18 protein-coding genes and 3 pseudogenes are annotated in these 18,822 nt (G+C 66.2%); 4 read left to right on the top strand and 17 right to left on the bottom strand.

What is annotated here, in order from left to right:
* Positions 1-3: 3 nt before the first annotated feature.
* Together ACFYZS_RS38875 and ACFYZS_RS38870 are read right to left on the bottom strand one after the other, a co-directional pair.
* Complete coding sequence (locus ACFYZS_RS38875; RefSeq protein WP_389023834.1) at positions 4-786, bottom strand: SMI1/KNR4 family protein; 783 nt, start codon at positions 784-786, stop codon at positions 4-6.
* Positions 787-961: 175 nt separating this feature from the next.
* Positions 962-1,237 (bottom strand): hypothetical protein, encoded by a 276-nt coding sequence (locus ACFYZS_RS38870; RefSeq protein ID WP_389023831.1) that lies wholly within the window; start codon positions 1,235-1,237, stop codon positions 962-964.
* Positions 1,238-1,384: 147 nt separating this feature from the next.
* On the opposite strand from ACFYZS_RS38870, the gene ACFYZS_RS38865 reads away from it, so the two are divergent.
* Positions 1,385-1,924, top strand: coding sequence for a 2'-5' RNA ligase family protein (locus ACFYZS_RS38865; protein ID WP_389023828.1), 540 nt, complete (start codon positions 1,385-1,387; stop codon positions 1,922-1,924).
* Positions 1,925-2,090: 166 nt separating this feature from the next.
* Here the strand turns inward: ACFYZS_RS38865 and ACFYZS_RS38860 are convergent, their stop codons facing one another.
* The 3 genes and pseudogenes from ACFYZS_RS38860 to ACFYZS_RS38850 all read right to left on the bottom strand — a co-directional run bounded on the left by ACFYZS_RS38860 (position 2,091) and on the right by ACFYZS_RS38850 (position 3,700).
* Positions 2,091-3,038, bottom strand: coding sequence for an IS630 family transposase (locus ACFYZS_RS38860; RefSeq protein ID WP_389023936.1), 948 nt, complete (start codon positions 3,036-3,038; stop codon positions 2,091-2,093).
* Between the two features lie 6 nt (positions 3,039-3,044).
* A pseudogene (locus ACFYZS_RS38855) lies at positions 3,045-3,107 on the bottom strand (hypothetical protein); the annotation flags it as partial.
* Positions 3,108-3,244: 137 nt separating this feature from the next.
* Positions 3,245-3,700 carry a hypothetical protein gene (locus ACFYZS_RS38850; protein ID WP_389023825.1) on the bottom strand — a complete coding sequence of 152 codons (456 nt, stop codon included), beginning with the start codon at positions 3,698-3,700 and terminating at the stop codon, positions 3,245-3,247.
* Positions 3,701-3,878: 178 nt separating this feature from the next.
* Between ACFYZS_RS38850 and ACFYZS_RS38845 the strand changes: the two genes are divergently transcribed.
* Positions 3,879-4,610 carry a DUF2625 domain-containing protein gene (locus ACFYZS_RS38845; RefSeq protein WP_389023822.1) on the top strand — a complete coding sequence of 244 codons (732 nt, stop codon included), beginning with the start codon at positions 3,879-3,881 and terminating at the stop codon, positions 4,608-4,610.
* A 541-nt stretch (positions 4,611-5,151) separates the two neighbouring features.
* On the opposite strand, the gene ACFYZS_RS38840 is transcribed toward ACFYZS_RS38845, so the two are convergent.
* Complete coding sequence (locus tag ACFYZS_RS38840; protein ID WP_389023819.1) at positions 5,152-6,369, bottom strand: HEPN/Toprim-associated domain-containing protein; 1,218 nt, start codon at positions 6,367-6,369, stop codon at positions 5,152-5,154.
* A 147-nt stretch (positions 6,370-6,516) separates the two neighbouring features.
* Here ACFYZS_RS38840 and ACFYZS_RS38835 point away from each other — a divergent pair, with 147 nt between their 5' ends.
* Positions 6,517-6,918: a hypothetical protein gene (locus ACFYZS_RS38835; protein ID WP_389023816.1), complete on the top strand. Its 402-nt coding sequence runs from the start codon at positions 6,517-6,519 to the stop codon at positions 6,916-6,918.
* 13 nt (positions 6,919-6,931) lie between these two features.
* Here ACFYZS_RS38835 and ACFYZS_RS38830 read toward each other — a convergent pair whose 3' ends face one another.
* The 4 genes and pseudogenes from ACFYZS_RS38830 to ACFYZS_RS38815 all read right to left on the bottom strand — a co-directional run.
* A complete protein-coding gene (locus ACFYZS_RS38830) occupies positions 6,932-7,963 on the bottom strand; it encodes a YaaC family protein (RefSeq protein ID WP_389023814.1) in 1,032 nt (343 codons plus the stop codon).
* Between the two features lie 192 nt (positions 7,964-8,155).
* Positions 8,156-10,204 (bottom strand): hypothetical protein, encoded by a 2,049-nt coding sequence (locus tag ACFYZS_RS38825; protein ID WP_389023811.1) that lies wholly within the window; start codon positions 10,202-10,204, stop codon positions 8,156-8,158.
* The gene (locus ACFYZS_RS38820) at positions 10,201-10,518 is read right to left on the bottom strand and encodes a hypothetical protein (RefSeq protein WP_389023808.1); all 318 of its coding nucleotides are present in this window, start codon (positions 10,516-10,518) and stop codon (positions 10,201-10,203) included. The genes ACFYZS_RS38825 and ACFYZS_RS38820 overlap by 4 nt, the downstream gene beginning before the upstream one ends.
* 269 nt (positions 10,519-10,787) lie before the next feature.
* A pseudogene (locus tag ACFYZS_RS38815) lies at positions 10,788-11,534 on the bottom strand (helicase associated domain-containing protein); the annotation flags it as partial.
* Between ACFYZS_RS38815 and ACFYZS_RS38810 the strand changes: the two are divergent.
* A pseudogene (locus tag ACFYZS_RS38810) lies at positions 11,527-11,703 on the top strand (transposase); the annotation flags it as partial. The pseudogenes ACFYZS_RS38815 and ACFYZS_RS38810 overlap by 8 nt on opposite strands.
* 217 nt (positions 11,704-11,920) lie before the next feature.
* On the opposite strand, the gene ACFYZS_RS38805 reads toward ACFYZS_RS38810, so the two are convergent.
* From ACFYZS_RS38805 to ACFYZS_RS38775, 7 genes are all read right to left on the bottom strand, one after another.
* Positions 11,921-12,250: a hypothetical protein gene (locus ACFYZS_RS38805; RefSeq protein ID WP_389023805.1), complete on the bottom strand. Its 330-nt coding sequence runs from the start codon at positions 12,248-12,250 to the stop codon at positions 11,921-11,923.
* A 104-nt stretch (positions 12,251-12,354) separates the two neighbouring features.
* Positions 12,355-13,170, bottom strand: a complete 816-nt coding sequence (locus ACFYZS_RS38800; RefSeq protein ID WP_389023802.1) for a hypothetical protein — start codon at positions 13,168-13,170, stop codon at positions 12,355-12,357.
* 358 nt (positions 13,171-13,528) lie between these two features.
* Complete coding sequence (locus tag ACFYZS_RS38795; protein WP_389023799.1) at positions 13,529-14,362, bottom strand: HNH endonuclease signature motif containing protein; 834 nt, start codon at positions 14,360-14,362, stop codon at positions 13,529-13,531.
* Positions 14,362-15,909 (bottom strand): AAA family ATPase, encoded by a 1,548-nt coding sequence (locus tag ACFYZS_RS38790; protein WP_389023796.1) that lies wholly within the window; start codon positions 15,907-15,909, stop codon positions 14,362-14,364. The genes ACFYZS_RS38795 and ACFYZS_RS38790 overlap by 1 nt, the downstream gene beginning before the upstream one ends.
* Before the next feature lie 808 nt (positions 15,910-16,717).
* Positions 16,718-17,596, bottom strand: coding sequence for a hypothetical protein (locus ACFYZS_RS38785; RefSeq protein WP_389023793.1), 879 nt, complete (start codon positions 17,594-17,596; stop codon positions 16,718-16,720).
* A 186-nt stretch (positions 17,597-17,782) separates the two neighbouring features.
* Positions 17,783-18,181, bottom strand: coding sequence for a transposase (locus ACFYZS_RS38780; protein WP_389023790.1), 399 nt, complete (start codon positions 18,179-18,181; stop codon positions 17,783-17,785).
* 267 nt (positions 18,182-18,448) lie between these two features.
* A complete protein-coding gene (locus ACFYZS_RS38775) occupies positions 18,449-18,811 on the bottom strand; it encodes a hypothetical protein (RefSeq protein WP_389023788.1) in 363 nt (120 codons plus the stop codon).
* Positions 18,812-18,822: the final 11 nt, after the last annotated feature.

The following is an 18,822-nucleotide window of genomic DNA, read 5'->3' as shown; positions in this document are numbered from 1 at the left end:
GCTTCAGAACGGCAGAACCCACTCGCGACCGTCTACCGCCTCGGTTACCGCCGGCACGGCGGGCGGCCAGGCGCCGGGAATGGCCTCAACGGCACGTTGAACATCAGCCGTCGTCCTGCCGGTCACGACCAGATCCATCCCCGCCAAGCCGGGCTCCAGGCAGAGGAGCAGGCCAGCGGCAGAGAACCAACGAACGGGCTGCCCCATCGGCTCGAACCACGCCGGATACGGCGGCAAGGCAACCGGAGCGAAGTGCTCCTCCAGACAGGCAACCGCCTCGGGCGTTGCCTGGCAGGTGCGGCCCTCGGTCCAACTGGCCATGGCGGCTTCGCTCAGGACGGTTTCCACACAGGCCAGCGACAGGCGGTCGAGGAAGTGGAGTCGGCTGGAACCGGTGAGGCGATCAGCGAACAGGGCGACCGGCGGGTCCTCACGGGAAAGGTCGGCCAAGGCCACACCCCACCCGGCGCAGCCCTGGTTCTCGCTGCGGAACACAAGCAGTTCGCCAGAAGGGTCAAACAGCAACTCGTCCGGCTCCAACAACGGATTCTGCTGGGCCACCAGGTCACGCCGTCGACCGAATAACGCATACGCCTCCCTGAGAGCGACCGGGAGGCGTATGCCGAGTCGGTCCTCAGCTCGCTGCACCTCAGCCGATGTGAACCCGTCAGCCGGCGACACCGGGGTGGACCAGGCAGCAGCGAAGCCCCGGACGAAGGCCCATGCATCCGCCCGCGCCGGGAATCCACCAGCCAACGCCTCAGCTACGTCGAACCTGTCAGCCATGCCGCTGACACTACGCGGCCGCCACCCCTGTGTCGGACGGCACCGTGACCATCACGAAATATCCGCCACAGCCTTGAAAATGGTCAGAACTGTCCGTTTTCTCCACATGTTTCGGTTTTGAGCCGTGTGAGGAGGGTGGGGAGTATGAGCATGCTGCTGTACTCGTGAAGAGTGGTCAGAGCGTGTCCTCAAGGAGTCCGAAGTGCTCCGGGAACGCTTCCAGGAACTCGCGTCGCGCCGGGTCTGCCTCTGCTTCAGCCATCGTCCCGAGCAGGTTGAGCAACTCGCCCCGTTGGTCGGTCGACAGCTTGCCGACCAGGTGTGCGACGCCCTCAAGGACCTTGACGGCGTCGTCCTGATCCATCTGCTCGTCTTCGCTGCCGTCGATGAACTGGAGGACGTCGACCAGGGCCTCGGCCAGGGCTCGGGTCAGAGACGAGTACTCGGGCATCACGGCAGTCTCCCAACAGATCACGAGGATGGAGTCCGGCCATCCCACCACACGCCGCTGACATCGCCAGCCGGTCTGCTGGCTTCGTTCATCGGTCAGCGAAAAGGGACCCTGCTGTCTGCGGCAGAGGTGACACCATGCGGTGTCATGGCAGATGACAGCAGCAATGCGTTTCAGGCGGGCATGACGGGGCTCATCGTCCGGATCCCGGAGGCGGAGCCGTCCGTCCGCGGGTGGCGTGAACGGCTTGACCCCTCAGCTCAGGCCGGGGTTCCAGCCCACGTCACCGTGCTCTTCCCGTTTCTCGATGAGGGCCGAATAGATGCGCTCGTCTACTCCGCTCTCGCGGACGTGCTGGGCAGCCACCAGTCCTTTGACCTGCGGTTCGAGAGGTGTGGACGGCTCCCGGAAGTGCTGTATCTCGTCCCCGAGCCTGACACGCAGTTGCGGCAGCTCACGGAGGCGATCGCTGATCGTTGGCCTGAGGCTCCGCCGTATGGCGGCCGGTTTGTCGAGATCGTGCCGCACCTGACCATCGCTCAAGGCCAGGAAGACGCGGTCCTGGAGGAGATCGAGGCCGACCTCGCTGGCAGGCTCCCGTTCACGTCTCACGTCGCGTCGGTTGAACTGATGGTGCACGACGGCGTGAAGTGGCAAGAGCGGGCGTCGTTCGCACTCGATGAATGAAGCAGGTCATGAGGCCTGGCTGGTCCGGCGCGGGTCCGAACCCGCAGTCGGGACAAGGTCAGGCCGCCGACCGTCAGGTCGGCGGCCTTGGGATCGGTGACGGTCAGGTGTTGTCGGCGTAGTAGACGCGGAGGATGCCGTCGATGTCGTTACTGACTTCGGCGTTTCAAGGTGAGGCTGGGGTGTCGAGGGTGAGGCCGGTGCCGGCTATGAAGCCGTCGAGGGTGTGGGGTCGGTATTGAAGGCGTTTGAGCCGGTTGCGGACGAGAGCCTCGAGTCGGTCGAGGGCCCTGACGGCGAGGTTGGCGAGGCTGCGTTTGACGTGGGCCCAGACGCCTTCGACGGGGTTCAGGTCGGGTGAGTAGGCGGGCAGCAGGAAGACCGTCAGCCACTCGCGCTCGGCCACGAGGTCCCGCATCCTGCGGGAGACGTGTGTGTTCAGGCGGTCCCAGACCAGGACGATTGGCGCTCTGACCAGGTGATGGGTTGCGTCGACGAGTGCGATGAAGTCCCGCTCGCTCATGCTGCGACGTGTTCCCTTGCCTGCAGGGTGGGTCCGAAGGCGGTGACACAGCCGGGTTCTGGAACCCGGCCGCATCGCGATCAGCCCGGCCACCGACAGCCGTCCCGAACGTCGGCCGCTGACCGTCACGACCGGAGTGCGGCCCCGTCGGCCCCAGGTCCGTCCCCGGGGCGGCCGTCGGGTGAAGCCGGCTTCGTCCTCGAAGCAGACGTAGCCCCCCGCAGGCCGCCCGGACCCTTTTACCTCCGCCCAGGTCGCCTCCCGCCACACGCTCACGGCCTGCTCGTCACGTTCGGCGACCCGCCGGGCGGGCACCTGCGGGGAGAACCCGATCCGGTGCATCAACCGGGTGGCACCTGAGACGCTGTAAGAGACGTGGAACCTCCTGCCGATCAGCGTGGCCACCCTTGATGCGGTCCACACCTGGTCCTCGACCCAGCCGTGAGCGGCTGGTCCCTCCTCCAGATACACGGCCAGCTTCTCCAGACACCGCGGGGACAGACGGCACCGTGACCCGCTCGGACCGCGCGAAGCCGGAGCCTGGACACCGCCGTCCCGCCACAACTGGTGCCACTGATAGGCCGACTTCACGCTCACCCGCAGCTGCCGTGCGACTTCCGATACCGCGATCTGCAGCTCGAACAGTTCAGCCGCCTGCATCCGTACTGTCTCGCGCCGCTGACGTCCTGTCGGGGTCAGCCCGCCCCCATCCGCATATCTCACACACCACGGCTACAGCCACTCGCCCACACCCATCAGGGACTTCGCAACGATTCACCCCAACGAGCAAAAGTCAGTTACGGCGTTCGAGATGCTGATGCGGCGCCGGCGATGGTGCCGCCGGGGCGGCGGGCGATAAACCAGGCAAGGGTGCGGCGGAACTGCCGTGTGGTCAGGTGCGGCAGACGGCCCTGCGTGGTGGGGATGCCGTCCGGGCGTGCATGTCGGGCGCAGTAGGCGTTGATCCAGCCGATGAGGGCGGTGATGCCGGTGTTGGTGGTGTTGCTGTCGAAGACGGCGCCGGGCGTCGGCGACTGGCGGTGGTGGGAGCTGGGCAGGAACGTAAACAGGTAGGGCTGATTGTCGGGTTGAAGGCGCTCTAGGACGGAGATGGCGCGGGCGACCGGGGCGGTGACGATCCAAGCGGCGGGCACACCGTGGGCGTTTTCACCCTTGAAGGCGAGGCTGTGCAGGGGGACTGGCACATGCAGGCCCTGCGACACCTGTTCAACCGGATGCTCGGCCAGCTCCACCACTGCCTCCTGGCGCGCACTCCGTTCGATGAATCGATCGCCTTCCCCACAGAGCCGCTACCAGCAGATATAGCCGCCACGTGAACCAGACAATCGCTGCCCGGCCCATCGCCCCGGCCTGGTGAGCGCGGCCCAGCCCACACGATGAGCCGATGCCGGAGGGTGCGACCATCGTCGGATGCGAGGCATCGATGAACTGGTCAAAATGGACGATCCGGCGTGGCCGGAGCTGCAGGAGGTTCTCAGGACGAGCTCCGTGCCGGTTCAAGTGTTGCCTGGCGACATCAACGAGGGCCGCCGATGCCTTCTGCAGATGCAGGTCACCGGGCGATCGGTGCTCGGTGCACTGGCGCTGCACACCGGCGGACTCCTCGTGGACAACGGGTGGCTGCGAGTGCTCGGCGGGAGCTCTGGTTCGGTCGAGGATGGGGGACTCCTGAGTCTGGCGCAGGTCAACCGCTTCCCCACGGCCTTCGACCCTCACTGGCTGCCCGCGACAGGTCTTGTCGTCGGCCACGACATTGTCGGAGGGGTCTTCGCGTTGAACGGTGGCGATCCCGCGGCCGCGGGCCGCCCTGGAGCACCCGGCCAGATGACCTATTTCGCTCCCGACACTTTGGAGTGGGAGGCGATGGAGATGGGCCACTCCGGATGGGTCTCCTGGCTGCTCTCGGGCAGGCTGGAGACGTTCTATGACGGAATGCGCTGGCCCGGCTGGCGTGAGGAGGCCGCAGCTCTGGCTTTCGAGCAGGGTCTCTCTGTGTATCCGTTCCTGTGGTCGAAGGAAGCTCAGGCCGATCTCGCGGCCACGAGTCGGCGACCTGTGCCGATGCGCGAGGTGCTGGGAGTCGCAGCAGACTTCGCCCGGCAGATGGGGCCATCCGATCCTGGTTTCCTGGGCGACGTGTGAATGGCTTCGCTGTGGGTTCTGGTGTGTCAGCGAGGTCCGGAGCCGGGGGACAGGGGCGAAGTGCAACGGAGGCGATGGGTCGGCGAACACCCCACGACTTGACGGCTTAGCTGCATGAGGTGTCTTTGTCCGCGATAGCCGGACGAAGAGGTCTGTCCCGTATCCCGGGGGCCGGCGGCCGCGCGCAGGGGTACATGTACCGGTATGGCTCGTGAACGGACCCGGCGGCCCCTCGTCGTGGAACGAGCAAGGGAGATCGTGGACGGGTACGCGCCGCTGAAAGTCACGCTCAGGCAGGGGTGATGTACCGGCTCGCAGCTGAGGGCGTGCTGCCGCACACGCCGCCGATGTACCGCCGGCTGTCCGCGCAGCTGGCCCAGGCCCGCCGCGAGGGCCGCTTCCCCGGCCTGATCGACACCGTCCGCGAAGTCCACGTTCCGCCGGCCTGGCCCGACGCGGACGCTTTCGTGTGCGAGATGCCCGACTGGTTCCGCCTGGACCGCACGACGGCCCAGAAGCGGACCTTGTACGTCGCGGCTGGTCACTGGAACGCGCGGACGATCGAGTCGATGATCGCGCTGATGCCGCTCCAGTCCTCGGTGCCTGCTGGCTGGCCGGAGCGGGCTGCCTTGAGCTTCGCCTCGAACCTCTTCTGCGCAACCCTCTTGTCCGGCTCGCCCAGCGCCCCTTGGCGCAGGCCGGTCTTCGGCTCGACCGCCTTCCAGTGAACGGGCATCAGGTCGCCGTTCGGGTCGGTGAGGGTGTCCTGCCCCAGGTACATCTCCAGACTGCCGGCCTGGCCGTTGACGTCCGCGGGTGTGGAAGTGCCGGTGGCGGGGTCGTAGGTGGGGTACGCCTGGAGCAAGGGGAGGGCGGGGTAGTGCAGGATCCGGCACGTTGGCGGCCAGCGATTCGTCTTGAGGGCGAGGAGCTTCTCGTGGGCGGCGTCGTTGTCCGCGATGGCGACGAATCGGTTCCCGATCCCAGCGGCAACGAACGCTTTGAACACGTCAGCAAGGGCGTCAACGCCGCCGCGCGGCCGGGAGCCTGCACCGTAGTCGAAGAACCGGATGAAGCCCACCAGGTGAGGGTGGGTCACCTTCATACCCTCTGAGAGGAGCCGTGCGTCGGTGGAGCCTTCTGTGAGCACGACCAGCGGAAGGTTGGTTGTTGCGACCGCCAACTGCTCTGCTCGCGCCTGGTCGGCATAGGGCTTCGTGGGGTCGAGTTCGACACAGCATCCGGTCAGCTCGCTCAGGTCGAGAGCGACCCTTTCGTTTTGGTCCGGCGCCCAGTGCAGCAGTAGACGTACCAGACTCCGGGTGTCCATGTGCCAGTGCAGGTAGTCGATGACCACACCGCTGTCGCTCACTCGCCCGAACTCGGAGTAAGGGAGAGTCTCGAGGTCGGAGCTGAGATAGAAGCGGACATCCCGCTCGACCTGCTCGATGTCCGGCGGCGCCAGCTCTGGATTCTGCGGACCCTCTCCGCCGACGGGTCGCTCGGCCCACTTGCTCAGACCCTCGGCCAGATCGGCCAGCGCAACCGATGGCGTGATGCCCTGCATGTCCAGCCGCTGGGACATCTCGCGGATCGAGGATTCGTAGCCATACTCCCCCTCAGCACCCCAGCCTTCTCCCGTCTCCTTCCGGCGGTAGCAGTCACTCTCAACGAACAGAGCCGCCACGTCCGGGTAGTAGCTCTCGCGGCAGAGGAGCGCCTTGGCGGTGCCGATCTCTAGGTAGGAGTAGTGACCCATTCCGGCATGATGCTCCGTTGATCCCACGGCTCGCACCTGTGATTCTGCTGCGGACGTCGTTCGGCCCGTCCGGATGAACCTTGAGGCCGTCCTCGTGCGCCACAGGTGTTGCACCGGCTGTCGTCGTCTCGACCGCTTCTGAGCTGCGTGGATTCGAGCAGCACGTTCCCGGCGCCCCGGAGAATGGTCGGCGAGTTCGACTGCTCTGGCGAGGACATCGAGCGGGATTGGGTGGAGCGGACGGGCTGCTGGAACTCGGTGACCCAGGTGCTCCTCACCTACGAACAGATGCGCGCGTACGGGCTCCCGGCGACCGAGGGCAAGCGCGGCGACCCAAGGGGGCCGGCCTTCGCCCGCCGCTACGGCTTCGACATCGAGCGCCCGGCCCAGTGGGAAGTGGAGGCGCTGGAGCCGGACGAACTCCAGCGCCTGGTCTTCGATGCCGTCGCCCCGTACATCGACCGCGACGTCCTCGCGCAGCAGATCGCCCGCGAGAAACAGCAGCGCCGCGCTTTGGAGGAGCTGATCGGTCGGTGGGGCACGGAGTGAGCCTTGTCGGCCCCTACGACCAGGCGGCGACTTCCTCGATGGTGTCCGCGATCAGGACGGGTAGGTGTTCCATGGCTCGTTCCAGAATCTTCTCGATGGGCACCGCGTGTCGGCTGCCGTCCACGTTGATGTGGTTTGCCCACTGGGCGGGCTGGTAGCGGGCGAGCATCGACAGCGCGTACAGCACCGCCCACCACGCCATCAGCGGGTGGAGTTCACGTGGCAGGCCCGCGACGGTGGGGAAGAAGTAGCGATGCCCGGCGTACTTCCGGGTCATCGCGGCCAGGCGTTCGAGGCGCTCCTCTTTGCTGCCTGTCTCTGCAGGCATCTTCCAGTGCATGTAGAGCCAGCCAGCGTCCGGGTGGTGACGCACGTAGTCCGGCTCGGCATCGGCTCCCGTCCGGCGACGGGCGAACTCCTCGTACCCGGCGGTGCCGGGGTAGCTCTGCAGGAACTGATCCAGCGCCGTGCGACTGCCGTCGTCCACGACGCGGTCCAAGATGTCGCCGACGTGAAGGGTGAGCAACGGGTGAAAGTCAGTGCCGTCGATCGAGTCCGCGCTGGCGTACAGAGGCGTGAACCGCTCCCGGCCGGTCAGCGGGTACTGCAAGTTGGCAGGCAAGGTGTCCCAGACTTCTTCCAGCCGCACGACCGTGTCGCTGCCCCAGACCGGTGACCCCAGCAGCTGGCTGAGCCGTACGAAGCTGCCGGCAGTGCCAGCAGGATCCGTGCGGATCTCGATGTCGGCGAAGTCCAGGTGGTAGCCCGAGGCATGTATGCCGTGCGAGATCAGGTTCCAGTCCTCGCCCTTGAGGTCGACGGCCGCGGCCGCAATCGCCCTGCCGGCCTGACTCAGGCCGTAGAACACCAGCAAGGGACGGGTCTGCGGGCCCACACCCTCAGCCGCCCTGAACATCTGCTGCGCCTGCTCCAGCGCCGTGGCGTAGGTCTTGGCCCGCGCCCCACCGCTCGCCCTACCCGGCCGGCTGGAACGACTGGCCCGCAGCCTCTCCCACGCCTCAAGAGGATCGATCCGCATGTACATGGTGGGACGCTATCCAACAGCTGGTGGCGTCGGAGGGCGTTCCCGCAGCAGCCGAATTGACCAGCGACTGCAACGCTGCAACGCGCCCGCTCGGCCGTGCAACGCTGGCGCTGCAGCATGTCTGCGCGTTGCACCTCTGACCTGCGGAAACCGCTGGACTGAGGTTCATCTGGCTGGGGGCGGGGAGCAGAGCTAGATCGCGAAGCGGAGGAGCTGGAGGTCGGCTGAGCAGTAGGCCGTGTAGGCCAAGCCCAGGAGGTTGCCTTTACTTAGCAGATCGTGGCGCATATGGCGGAGTGCTTCGCCCATGCGCTTGCCCTGGTGAAAGTGGTGCAGGAGCAGCTCGGTGCTCTCTCCGGCCAGATTCTGTACGAGGCTGATTTCGGTGCCGACCACTCCGGCGGCGTGGACGGCGGTGAAGACGTCAACGAAGCTGACGGGTGTCTGCGGCGTTATTGCGGTGGTGTGGCAGCCATTGAGGAGGATCAGCGGCGTAGTTTGCGCCCAGTGCCCGAAGGGTACCGCCGGCGGCGACCAGGCGGTCAGGTGCCAGGTCGCGATCTGGCCTGGGAAGATCTTCTGGCCCTCCCCGATCTCCAGCCACGCGTTGTTCGGGTCGCCTTTGCCGTGGCAGTAGAACTCCACCAGTTGGAGGTCGCTTACGGCCAGGGCGCTGGCCGTCTGCTGGAAGTTGTCTGCGGTGGCCACGGTGAACTCGTGGAGGGTGTCGCCCACGACCTTGCAGTGCTCGATGGTCATCGGTCTGCTCAGCTGCGAGCTGCGGACGATGACGATCTGCGGGTTAGCCGTGATTGTCACCTGACGTGAGGGTGCCGCCGAGGACGGGGGATGCTCGATGACGTGGCGGATTCCCCAGAATCCGAAGGGGCACAGGGTGTTGAGCCCATGGCTGTCGGCACGGGGACACTGGTCGGGGTAGTCCGGGAACATCCGCCCCACGCTGTCCCACTCTGCAACCATCGGGCAGGGGCTGAGACGCTCGTCGGTGTCCATGTCGAGTGGGATGTCGTAGACAACGGACCACGGGTAGATGAAGGTGGTGCGCGGGACCCGCGCGACCTGGATTACCGTGCTCGGACCCGAGGTGGTCTCATGCAGCTTTTCCGGCAGCTCGGAGAACAGGCCAGCCCACATCGTCCACCCCTTGCGGGCCAGCACCGTCAGGTCCTGGATGAACTGCTCCTTGTCCTTGCCGTTGCGGGCGTTGAGCAGGCATTCTGGGCCGCTGCCCTCCTCGCGCTTGGCGTGCACATCGAACAGCAGCTCGCGCACGTCGCCCATCTCGCTGACCAGAACGTGCTCGGCGAGGGTGAATCCGAGTTCTTGCCCGCTCTTGAAGGTCAGGGTGTGGGTGCCGTCCGGCCGTTGGTTGGTCACGACACTCAGGCCACGTGGCCGCAGATCGTCGAGGTCTATCAGGTCGGCCGTGAGGGTGTAGTCGACCGTGGCGACCACGCCGCCGGCCTGACCGGCAGGAGCGATGTCGGCGGTGATCAGGAGCGACTGGACGACGTGGTCGCGCGCCCAGATCGTCAGCCTGGCGTGCGCACTGCCGGTCGTTCGCGGGGCTTGCAACGCCAGGAACAGGTAGTGGTGACGTTCATCGTGATAGCAGGAGTGCGCCTGGTAAGGAGGGCAGGGGCAGGACCAGCTCGAGCCATGGCGGGGAAGGAAGAAGGAGCCCTTGGACAGGCTGGAGAGTTCGAAGTCGGCGCTCGTCACCGCAGCGTCCAGCCAGTGGCCTTCAATGGTCTCCGGGAGGTGCTCCTCCGGAAAGGCAGGAAGCCTGTTCCTGGCGACGATGCTGTCCTTGGACAGACGGCCGATGTCCACCCTGAGGAAATAGTCGCGCTCCGGCTCCAAGGGCGCGTCCCGTGGAACAGGACCGAACGGTCCGCGCGGTTCGATAGCGACGTTGACGTACCGCGGTGTAGGCATGATCAACGGAACGCCTGCGTGGTCCCACAGCAGGGTGTCCGGCTCCGTCGGCACCGCCGTGACGCCGAAGGCATCGCCGACCAACTCCAGCACCGCCGGGTACGGCCGCACCAGCGCCAGAAGTCGGAAGCTGGCCAGCTCGGCAGGAAGACTTCCCGATCGGACCTTCTCCAGCAGCATGTCTAGATCAGCGCTCAACTTCGGCCAGCCGTTACCTGCAGCGATCGCTAGCTCAGGCCGCACCGTTGCCAGAGCATCGACCATTCGATCGAAATCGCTCATCCCATCCACGCTGGCGGCTCCTGTTCCACTGGGACCTTCTCCCCCTTCTTCTTCGCGCGGGCGGTAACCGCATACGCGACGGTCAGATACAGGAAGAAGCCCACCGCAAGACCAATGGCGTAGGCGCCGAACATGTCTGGATCTTCGAAGGGCAGAGAGGCGATAGCCGCGCCCCCCACGGCACCAAGCACGCTCGCGATGTCGGAAAGCAGGGCGGGTCCTTCACGCCTTCGCAGGGTGCGGTAGGTGACCCACCCGATGACAATCCCGAACAGGCCCGCTCCGATCTTCGCAACCAATGTCACCGTCAACACGGCAGCCTCCTTAGACCCGGCTCGATGCAGAGCCAGAGTGCGCGGAACATAAGCCGCGTACCGGCGACGCGCCGTCCCTGGATCAAGCATCCCCCGATCAGCCGCCGCCAGCCGGGCGCCGATGCGCTACCGCGTGCTGCCGGTACGGCCAAGGGGGCAAGCTGGCCAGCGAACCGAGCGCGTTCGACTGACCGCTTCCCGACCGCAGCGCGTTGCACGACCCTCGAGGAAGTAGCCAGGATGAGCTCTACAACCGAACCACCATCGACCTATGCCCAATCCATGCCCAGCTTCGCGAGGGCGGCGAGCTGGTCGGCGGTGAGCTTGTCCCGCCGACTCTTGATGTTGGAGACCCACACGCCCAGCTTCACTACGATCGGCTCCGCCTCACCGTCGACCGCGATCTCTTCTCCGTGGGCGCGGGGGACGGGCCGGTGGGCGCCTTCCCGCTCCACCCACTGTGTGAGGGCTGCCAGGCCCCCGCTGGAACGCCTGCTGCGCCTTGCTCGGCCCCTTCGCACGGCTGGTCGCTGGGGCCGGAGGCGGCACCTGGGCGGGTTCCACGCCCAGTGCGGTCAGCCGTGCCTGCTGCTCGGGCAGGAGCCGGGCTCAGGTGGCGGCTGCTTCTGCTGCTGGAGTCACCGCCCGATGTCGTCGCCGTCCCACAGCACGCCGGGCGCGATGTCGGGCAGCTGCCCGTCGGCGTCGACCAGGTCCGCGAGCACGCGGTACTGCCGCTGCCAGTCCAGGGGCCAGGGGCAGTACCAGTCCTTGTCGATTGCGGCGAGCTGCGCGGCCCGGGTCGTGGCGGTGTCCTCGTTCTTCCCGAGCCCGTTCTTCGCGCCCTTCCGGCGGAGGTTGGCCATGTGCTGCCCGACAGGCACCATCTGGTCGTCTTCGCCCCACATGGCGTCCTGCCGGGGTGCGAGGTGTCCGGTGGCCCGCCGGTACGAGCGCAGGGCGGCGAGCTTGGCCTCCCACGCCTCCTCGCCCGGCTCCCACACCATCCCGGCCTGGAAAGAGGAACACAACAAGTCCCACAAGCAGGTCCGAGCCCGCGTCGAGCACGTCTTCGCCCGTATGAAGACGTGGAAGATCCTCCGCGACTGCCGTCTGAAAGGTGACGGCGTCCACCACGCCATGCTCGGCATCGCAAGGATGCACAACCTCACCCTCGCCGGATAGATCAGACCGGGCACACTGCGGCCAACCATGCCCGAGACGACTCGTAGATCATTTACGGGACAGCCCTTAGCTCTGCATACCGAGACAGAAGCCGCGCTGGCGGCAGGGCCAGCCTCCAACGGCCGTCGGTGCCGCTGTGCCGGCGGAGGTGGAGCGCACGGCTGGATCTGCGAGGAGGGGAAGGGAGCAGAGGGGGACCGCGGGCAGAGCGCGCTCCTCAGGACCTTGACCACAAACGCCGGTGTAGCTGGTCCGCCCTGAGCTCCGACAGGCCGGTAGCGGCCAACTCACATGTCTGGATGGCGGGATTCACCGAAGAAGCGCGCGCGCCTGCTCCCTCAGCCTCGCCGGGGTCAAGGTAGCCGCCCTGGCCCGGTTCCCTTCTGACGTCCGCGTACACGAGAATCTGCACCTCGTCCTCGCTGAGGGTCCGCCGCAGTCGGCAGGGGCCGCTCGACAAGAACAGGTTCGAGACCAGGTGTGCGGCTTCGAGTGCTGCCTTCTCCTGGCCTCGGATCTCGATCGTGATCATGCTCTCGTCGCTCATGACCGAGGAACCCGGGTGCTGGTCGAGTGGTTTCGCACTCGGGACGGGTCCACCCCATCGAGTGCCGATACCCCTGCTTCAGGGGTCCGAGCGGTTCGACGCCCTCAGAACGGGCATTCCTCGACCTCCCAGGGATCGAGCGCCTGGACAGCCGTGGGGGCCGACTGCGCGCATGCCGCAGTGCAGTACTCCGGTGGCACCTGGAAGTCGAAGAGGCGCCATTGCAGATCTTGCCCGCATGTGCGACAGGCGCCCGCAAAGTTGCGGATGCTTTGGTACTCGGATCGAGCGACCGCCAGGAGGCGCAGTTGCTCCCGCTCGATGGCATGGCGCATGTCCATCGCGGCGGACTCCTCCATGAACATGTCGTCGATGTCTGACGGGTCCATGTAGGCCGCGTGTACGAACGCGTCGCGCACCAGGCTGAAGGCCCCCCGGGTGATCGCTGCGCGGATCAGGATGTCTGCTTCCGGGCTGCCGCCACGGCGCTCCAGGAGGTCGTCCGCGTCCATGCGGACGACGTGGCCGAGGTTCCCGGCCATGGCGGCCAGGAGTTGTGCACTGCTTTGGGCGAGGTGGTACTCGCAGTATTCGATGATGCGGTCCAAGACCGGCCGTTCGTGGCAGCTCGGCTTGCGGCAGAGCTCGTCGACCTGGCCGGTCAGCATCGTGATGAGGAAGCGCCTGGGACGGCTCGCAACGACTGCCTCATCGAGCGGATCCAGGAATTCGACCCGCAGCTCGTCGTTGGGCCCGTACGTGGAAAGGGCTCCAGCCAGAGAGAGCACGGAGGTGTAGGGAATGGCGCCACCGATGATCTCTGACTCGAAGACCTCGGGCAAGACTTCGGGGAAGATGACCTCACCCCAGTCGACGCTCGCCGCCGGCTTGGTCGCGCACTCCGCCAGCAGCGCACCCAAGGGGAAAGGCGGACGACTCACCGGCCTGGAAGCGGCCTCCAGCCGCCAAGCGGCGGTGTACCGCAGCCCGGTCGCTTCCTGAACCGCGCGCTGCCGCCTTGCGCTTCTTGTCCTGCGTCACGATTTTCCTCACCCGGCACGCCCACGCCCATGCCGCAGCAAGGTCACAACCTCGTATGTCTGACTGCACGCGAGTCCGTGACCCTTGTCCGCAGCCGGTGCGTGGGGCGGTCCGGCCGGGGTACTGGCAGGCGTGGGCTGCCGATCCCAGAGCGTAGCGGATCAGGAGCCTCCAGATCGTGAAACGTACGGCCCGGCAGCTCAGTGGCCTGTGCGCTCAGGCGGCCGACGATCGGCACTACCCCTTACAGTACCGATCGTCGGCCGCGAGAGCCGCGTAGGTGACGCCGGTGACGCTGTTGGGGTCGGCGGCGAAGCGTGACTCGGCCTCTTCTCCGAGGTAGCGCTGAACGACGGCGGCGCCCCCGCGAGCGCGGAGAAGGGTGAGTCGATACGTCATATCGGTGATCGTACGGTTCGCTTCAGAGGCGTAGAGCGTGCCCAGGTCGAAGAAGTCGAAGTGGTTGCGGACCCGGGAGGCGAGGGTCGTGTCCCAGGACGCCGGCGGGGTGACGAAGAACTCCAGCCTCACCATCCCGTGGTCGTGTACGGCCCGGGCGCCGAGCCATCGATCGTGGGATATCCGGTCGAGGTAGGGGTGCAGGAGCGTCTTCTCGACGGTCCTCGGCTGCGTGTTGCCCTTGAGAAGGTTGCAGCGCTCGCATACCGGTACGAGGTTGAGCGGGTCGACACATAGGGCGGGGAAGAGGCTTTTGGGCACGACGTGGTCCAGCTGCCGGACTATGCCTGTGCTGCACATCGGGCACCTTTCGTCGCGGGGTGCGGCCATGAGGGCGTCGCGGATTTTGCGGCCCGTGACCGTCTTCATCCCGTTGCCGTAGGCCCACTCGACGAACTCCCCAGCAGACATGCCTTCGACGGTCCAGTCCTTCTTCTGGAGCGCGTGCACGGTTCGACTGGACGCGGCACGCCGCAGTTCCTGGCCGGCCTCGCGCACGGCCTCCTTTGCGCCCAGCAGCTTCTTGCGTCGCCCGTTCGCTTGCGTGCTCGTTGCGACGCAGGCGAGGAAGCTGTCGACCGGCTTCAGCAGGGGTACCTTGAGCGGCCACATCACGATCTCCCGCGGACTTTGTCGGCCAGCAGGACGTGCACCAGGCCCTTGGCCTCGCTGCCGAGCTGCCCCGAGAAGTGCGCGAGGATGTCCTCGTACGAGTCGAACCGTTCCACCGCGTCGGTGATGTCTTTGTAGAAGCCGGACTGCATCACCTCCAGCCCGAACACCTCGTGGGTCAGCACGCCGACGTTCTCGCCGTATGTCTCGATTCGCGGCCGCTCGGCCCGGCTGGACTCGCCGTGGCGGATCAGCTTGTAGACGCAGGACCGGGGCACGGTCTGGAGCACCACCGGCGAGTGTGTCGCGACGACGGCAACGCCGTTGCGTTCGGTCAAAAGCTCGCTCAGGGCCTGGATAAAGGACGCCAGCAGAGGTGGATGCAGGTGAGTCTCGGGCTCGTCCAGGATGACCAGTGACTGCTCCACCACAAGGCCTACGAGCTCCGTCAACGTGAGGACGACGATCGCGTGCCCTGAGCTCAACTTCTCGAAGGCTTGACGCAGCGAGTTCCAATGGGACGTCGTGACCCTGCTGCCGGCCCTGAGGTCCCCGGCGTAAGAGGCGATGGCGGTGTCCGCAAACCGAGGGTCCCGGCTGAGTGTCTTCATCGCGTCGCACCATGCCCAGATTCGCTGCGAATCCATGACACGCACCAGGGCATCATGGAAGCCCGAGCACAGTCGCTCGTGCTGCGTTGTTTCCAGCCCTCCAGTGCGCTCCGTTGAAGCCTTCAGCCCCACGTACTCGTAGGCCACGCCGTTGGGTGGCAGGGGAACCCCTGGGCGGCCCGGCGCCTGCATGGTGGCGAACGGGTCGAACGCGCTGAAGGTCACCGAGACCACGTTGATGAAGCGCTCGCCTGCCGCTGACGTGGACGTAGGAGCCATCGTCACGCGCCCGTACATCTCGTGGAGGTCGGGATGGACGACGGCGCCCGCGAGCCGTCTCAGCAGGGTGGTCTTGCCCACTCCGTTGCGGCCGACAAGGACGTGGATATTGCTGGACGGACGCGTCTCGGGGCGGACGTGGAAAGAGATTTCGCTGTCGGGATCCTGGCCAGGTCCGAGGTAATTGAACCGGTACTCGCTTAGCCGCACACCGCCGTGAGCGATCCGGTGGTACTGCACCCTGACTGTCTGCTCTTCCACCATCCGCAACAAGGACTCGCGCGTCACCTCGTGAGCCCGCGCCCCGTCGAACCGGCCGAGATCGTAGGCGAGGTCACCGAGTCCTCCAAGGATGGCGATGCGGCCCTCGATCCCGAGTTTCCTGATGTTGTCGTAGTAGATGTCGCTCTGGCCGAGAGAGAAGAGTTCGAATGGCGGTGGACCGTTGTAGACGCCAGGCTGCAGCGGACTCGGGCCGCGTTTCTGTCCGGCGACGCCGACCTTCACGTAGCCCAGATTCCGGAGATCAGTCGGGCTGCGGTACCAGAGCTGGAATGTGGTCCGGTAGCCCATGTCGTCCCAGCCGTCGGCTTCCAGGACAACGGCCCTAGTGCCCACGTGTACGGGCTGGCCATGAGGCTGGATGATGAACTGCACGCCGCTCCCGTCGTCGTGGGAGAGCAGACACGTGTGCGCTTAGGGCCGCTTCCCGCCGACGATCCTATGCGCCCAATGCCGGCCTGGCTCCGGACAGGACTGGCTGCGTAGGTGAGAGCGGAGAGCGAATGTCGGTGAGTCCTGGCATCGGTTCGCCCTAAGGAGGCCTCGGAATGTCGGTGAGAAGTAGCAGCACACGGCAGCGGTGGAGCCGTCGGCCGCGTGGGTCAGAGCTCGATTCGGCGCTTCCACCATGGAAGGTCGGGGGACTCGAAGGGGTTGTTGACCGTGCGCCGGAGAATCTGGTCGTCCACGGGTGCGATGACTGCACGCAGTTCGCGTCGTGCCTTCGTGCGGAGGAGCCTGAGTGTGAGATCCAGCAGGGTGCGGACGTGGTAGTAGCCGCTCCGCAGGTCGGTGTTGTCGCATCCGTAGAAGGGAGTGACGTTCCTTCGTGGCCTCCGCGCAATGGAACTCCATCGGCGAAACGCGTGTGCAACCTCGCCGGCCGGGAGCCCATGGATGCGCTCGAAGTGTGCGATCTGCCTGTTCGCAGATGCGGACAGCCCTCGGATCACGGGGGCCCGGCGATGCTTGACTCGATTGGCCCGGCGTGGGAGCTGAGCCCTGATCTCGCCCGGTGACCGGCGAGGCATGAACACTTCCAGATAGGAAGACGGTAGGTCCGCCGACGGTAGACCGTTTCAGTGCCCAAGATCAAGGCTGAGGGAAGCTCCGGCGCTCAGACGCTCAGCTACTGAGCTTGAATGCGTGATGTCGGCCAGTCGTCCATGATCAAACCGGTTGGTCATCCCGCCTGAGATCGAGCCGGTGCGGTCCGTAGACGGGTGACCTGGGCGCGGTTGCGGGCCCGGACGGCCCGACGCTCCCCGGCCTCGACGAGCACCGCGGCTCTGGCTTCCTCTCCGGCATCGAACGCCGCCGGAGTGAAGTGGTCGCTGGCTCTGACGTGCCGTTCCCAGTCGTCCTGCCAGAACTCCACCGTCCAGCCCGGCCACAACTCTGGTGCTTGGTAAGCCTGTGGCGAGGAGTAGAGGGACCACCAGCCCAGATGACGGCGTTCCCGGTCGAGGTGGATGCCGGCGTTGACGTGCAGGCGGCAGACTCCGTGCCCGGGGGCGTCTGCCAGGCGGCCGAGCAGGGCGGCGCCCTCGCGGACAGGGTGGTCGAAGGCGTCTGAGGCGACGTGGCAGCGGCCGGTGCTGACGGTGATCACCACACCGCCTGGGTCGGGCCCGACCAAGTCCGCGTCGTCGGGGGCGAGGAGCGGGGCCAAGGAGGGTTCCGAATCGCGGCAGCGGACGTATTCCGGGTCCAGCCCGACGTACTCACGCAGTTCGGCCGAGCCGTCGTATAGCCAGCGGACCTCCCAGCCGGGCCACGCTGCTCGGATCAGCTCGAGTATGGCCGCGCGGTGGCGGAGCTCAGTACTGGGCCCTTCCCAGGCGAAGAACAGGAGCACCTTCCGACCGAGGTCGAGCAGTATCCCGCCCTGGGCCATGGTGTCATCCAACCACCAGCCGTCTTGGCGGAGTCCGGGAAGCATGGCGAGAACCGGCGTCGGCCCTTCCAGCAGGTCGAGGTCGATTCCGACCGCCCAGCCGGTCCGGTACAGCTCATGGGTCCCGTTCTCGCGGACCACGATGATGTTGGCTCTGTCTCCCATTGGGCCAGGATGACGGGGCGGGAGGCTATCGGCCATCCGGTTTCGGCGGCTTCGGGGCTCCGGTGTCCAGAAAGTGAAGGCGTGCCGACAGGGTGGGGGTATGGTCATGCCCCCCAGGAGCGGTGTAGTGATCATGTTCCGACGGCCATGCGGTGGGCAGTGCTGACTCCGAATGCGTGATGTTGGTCAGTCGTCCATTCTCAGGCCGGTGCTGGTCAAGCAGCCGTCGACCAGGTCCGGACGGTACTGGATCTGCTTGAGCCTGCGCTTGACGGCGCGAGTGATCTGGCCGAGGTCGGCTGCGGCGAGGTTGCCGATGTCGCGCTTGACCAGCGACCAGATGCCCTCTTGCGGGTTCAGGTGCGGTGAGTAACTCGGAAGTTGGAAGACGGTGAGCCAGTCCGCGTGGTCGGCGATGAATCGACGCATCGCCTCGACCACGTGCATGCGCAGGTTGTCCCAAACCAGCACGATCGGGCCGCCGAGCTGGATGTGCGCTCTGACCAGCAGATCGCGCAGGTCGCGCCAACCGATACCCTTCGGTTCGCCTTTGCGGCCCCGGTACTCGCGGACCGAGTAGAACATCCTGGACCGCTTCGAATGCTGCAGTGTTGGGATTTACCCCGTATTCTTTGACTGCCTCCTTCGTTACCCCGTCTCCGGCGCATTCGACCTCACCGAAGACTTTAAATCCTTGACAGGCAAAGGTGAGGCCGTCGGCGAGGCCTGCGAGGGCTCCTGTGGCCAAGTCGCGGTCATTGCCGAGCGACTGCTGAACTTGAACTCGTGATGTCGGACGGCTCGTGGTGGCGGCGCCAGGGTCTGAGAGCGCCGGCTGTTGCCGGTTACGGTTCAGGACGGTGGCTGCAGCCAGCGCCGGGCCACGGCGAGATTCACCTTGACGTCATCGCTCCAAGAGCAGACCTCCAGCCATGAGAGGTAGCCGCCTTGGGTGAAGACCAGGACCTCGCCGGGACACTCGCCGGTTTCGGTGATCAGCTGTACGTCGGCAGCCACGACGGTTCCAGGGCCCGTTGGCGCGGGCTCCACTTCGTCGGCGTCGAGTTCGAAGTAGGCAGTGCCGCACCCGCACTTACAGCGGGATTGCACCCTGAGTTGGGGCACCTGCCGCCGGAGAGCGACGTGAACGGGCTCGTCCGGGTTCAGGACGAGGTCAAGCACGTCGGCTATGTCCTCGGGCAGGCTGGCAGTCATACCGTCACCGT

This window comes from Streptomyces sp. NPDC001903, assembly GCF_042891345.1.
In the GTDB taxonomy this organism is placed as follows: Bacteria; Actinomycetota; Actinomycetes; order Streptomycetales; family Streptomycetaceae; genus Streptomyces.
Note: the sequence above shows the minus strand (reverse complement) of the source record. Positions and strands in the feature narration are given on the sequence as shown.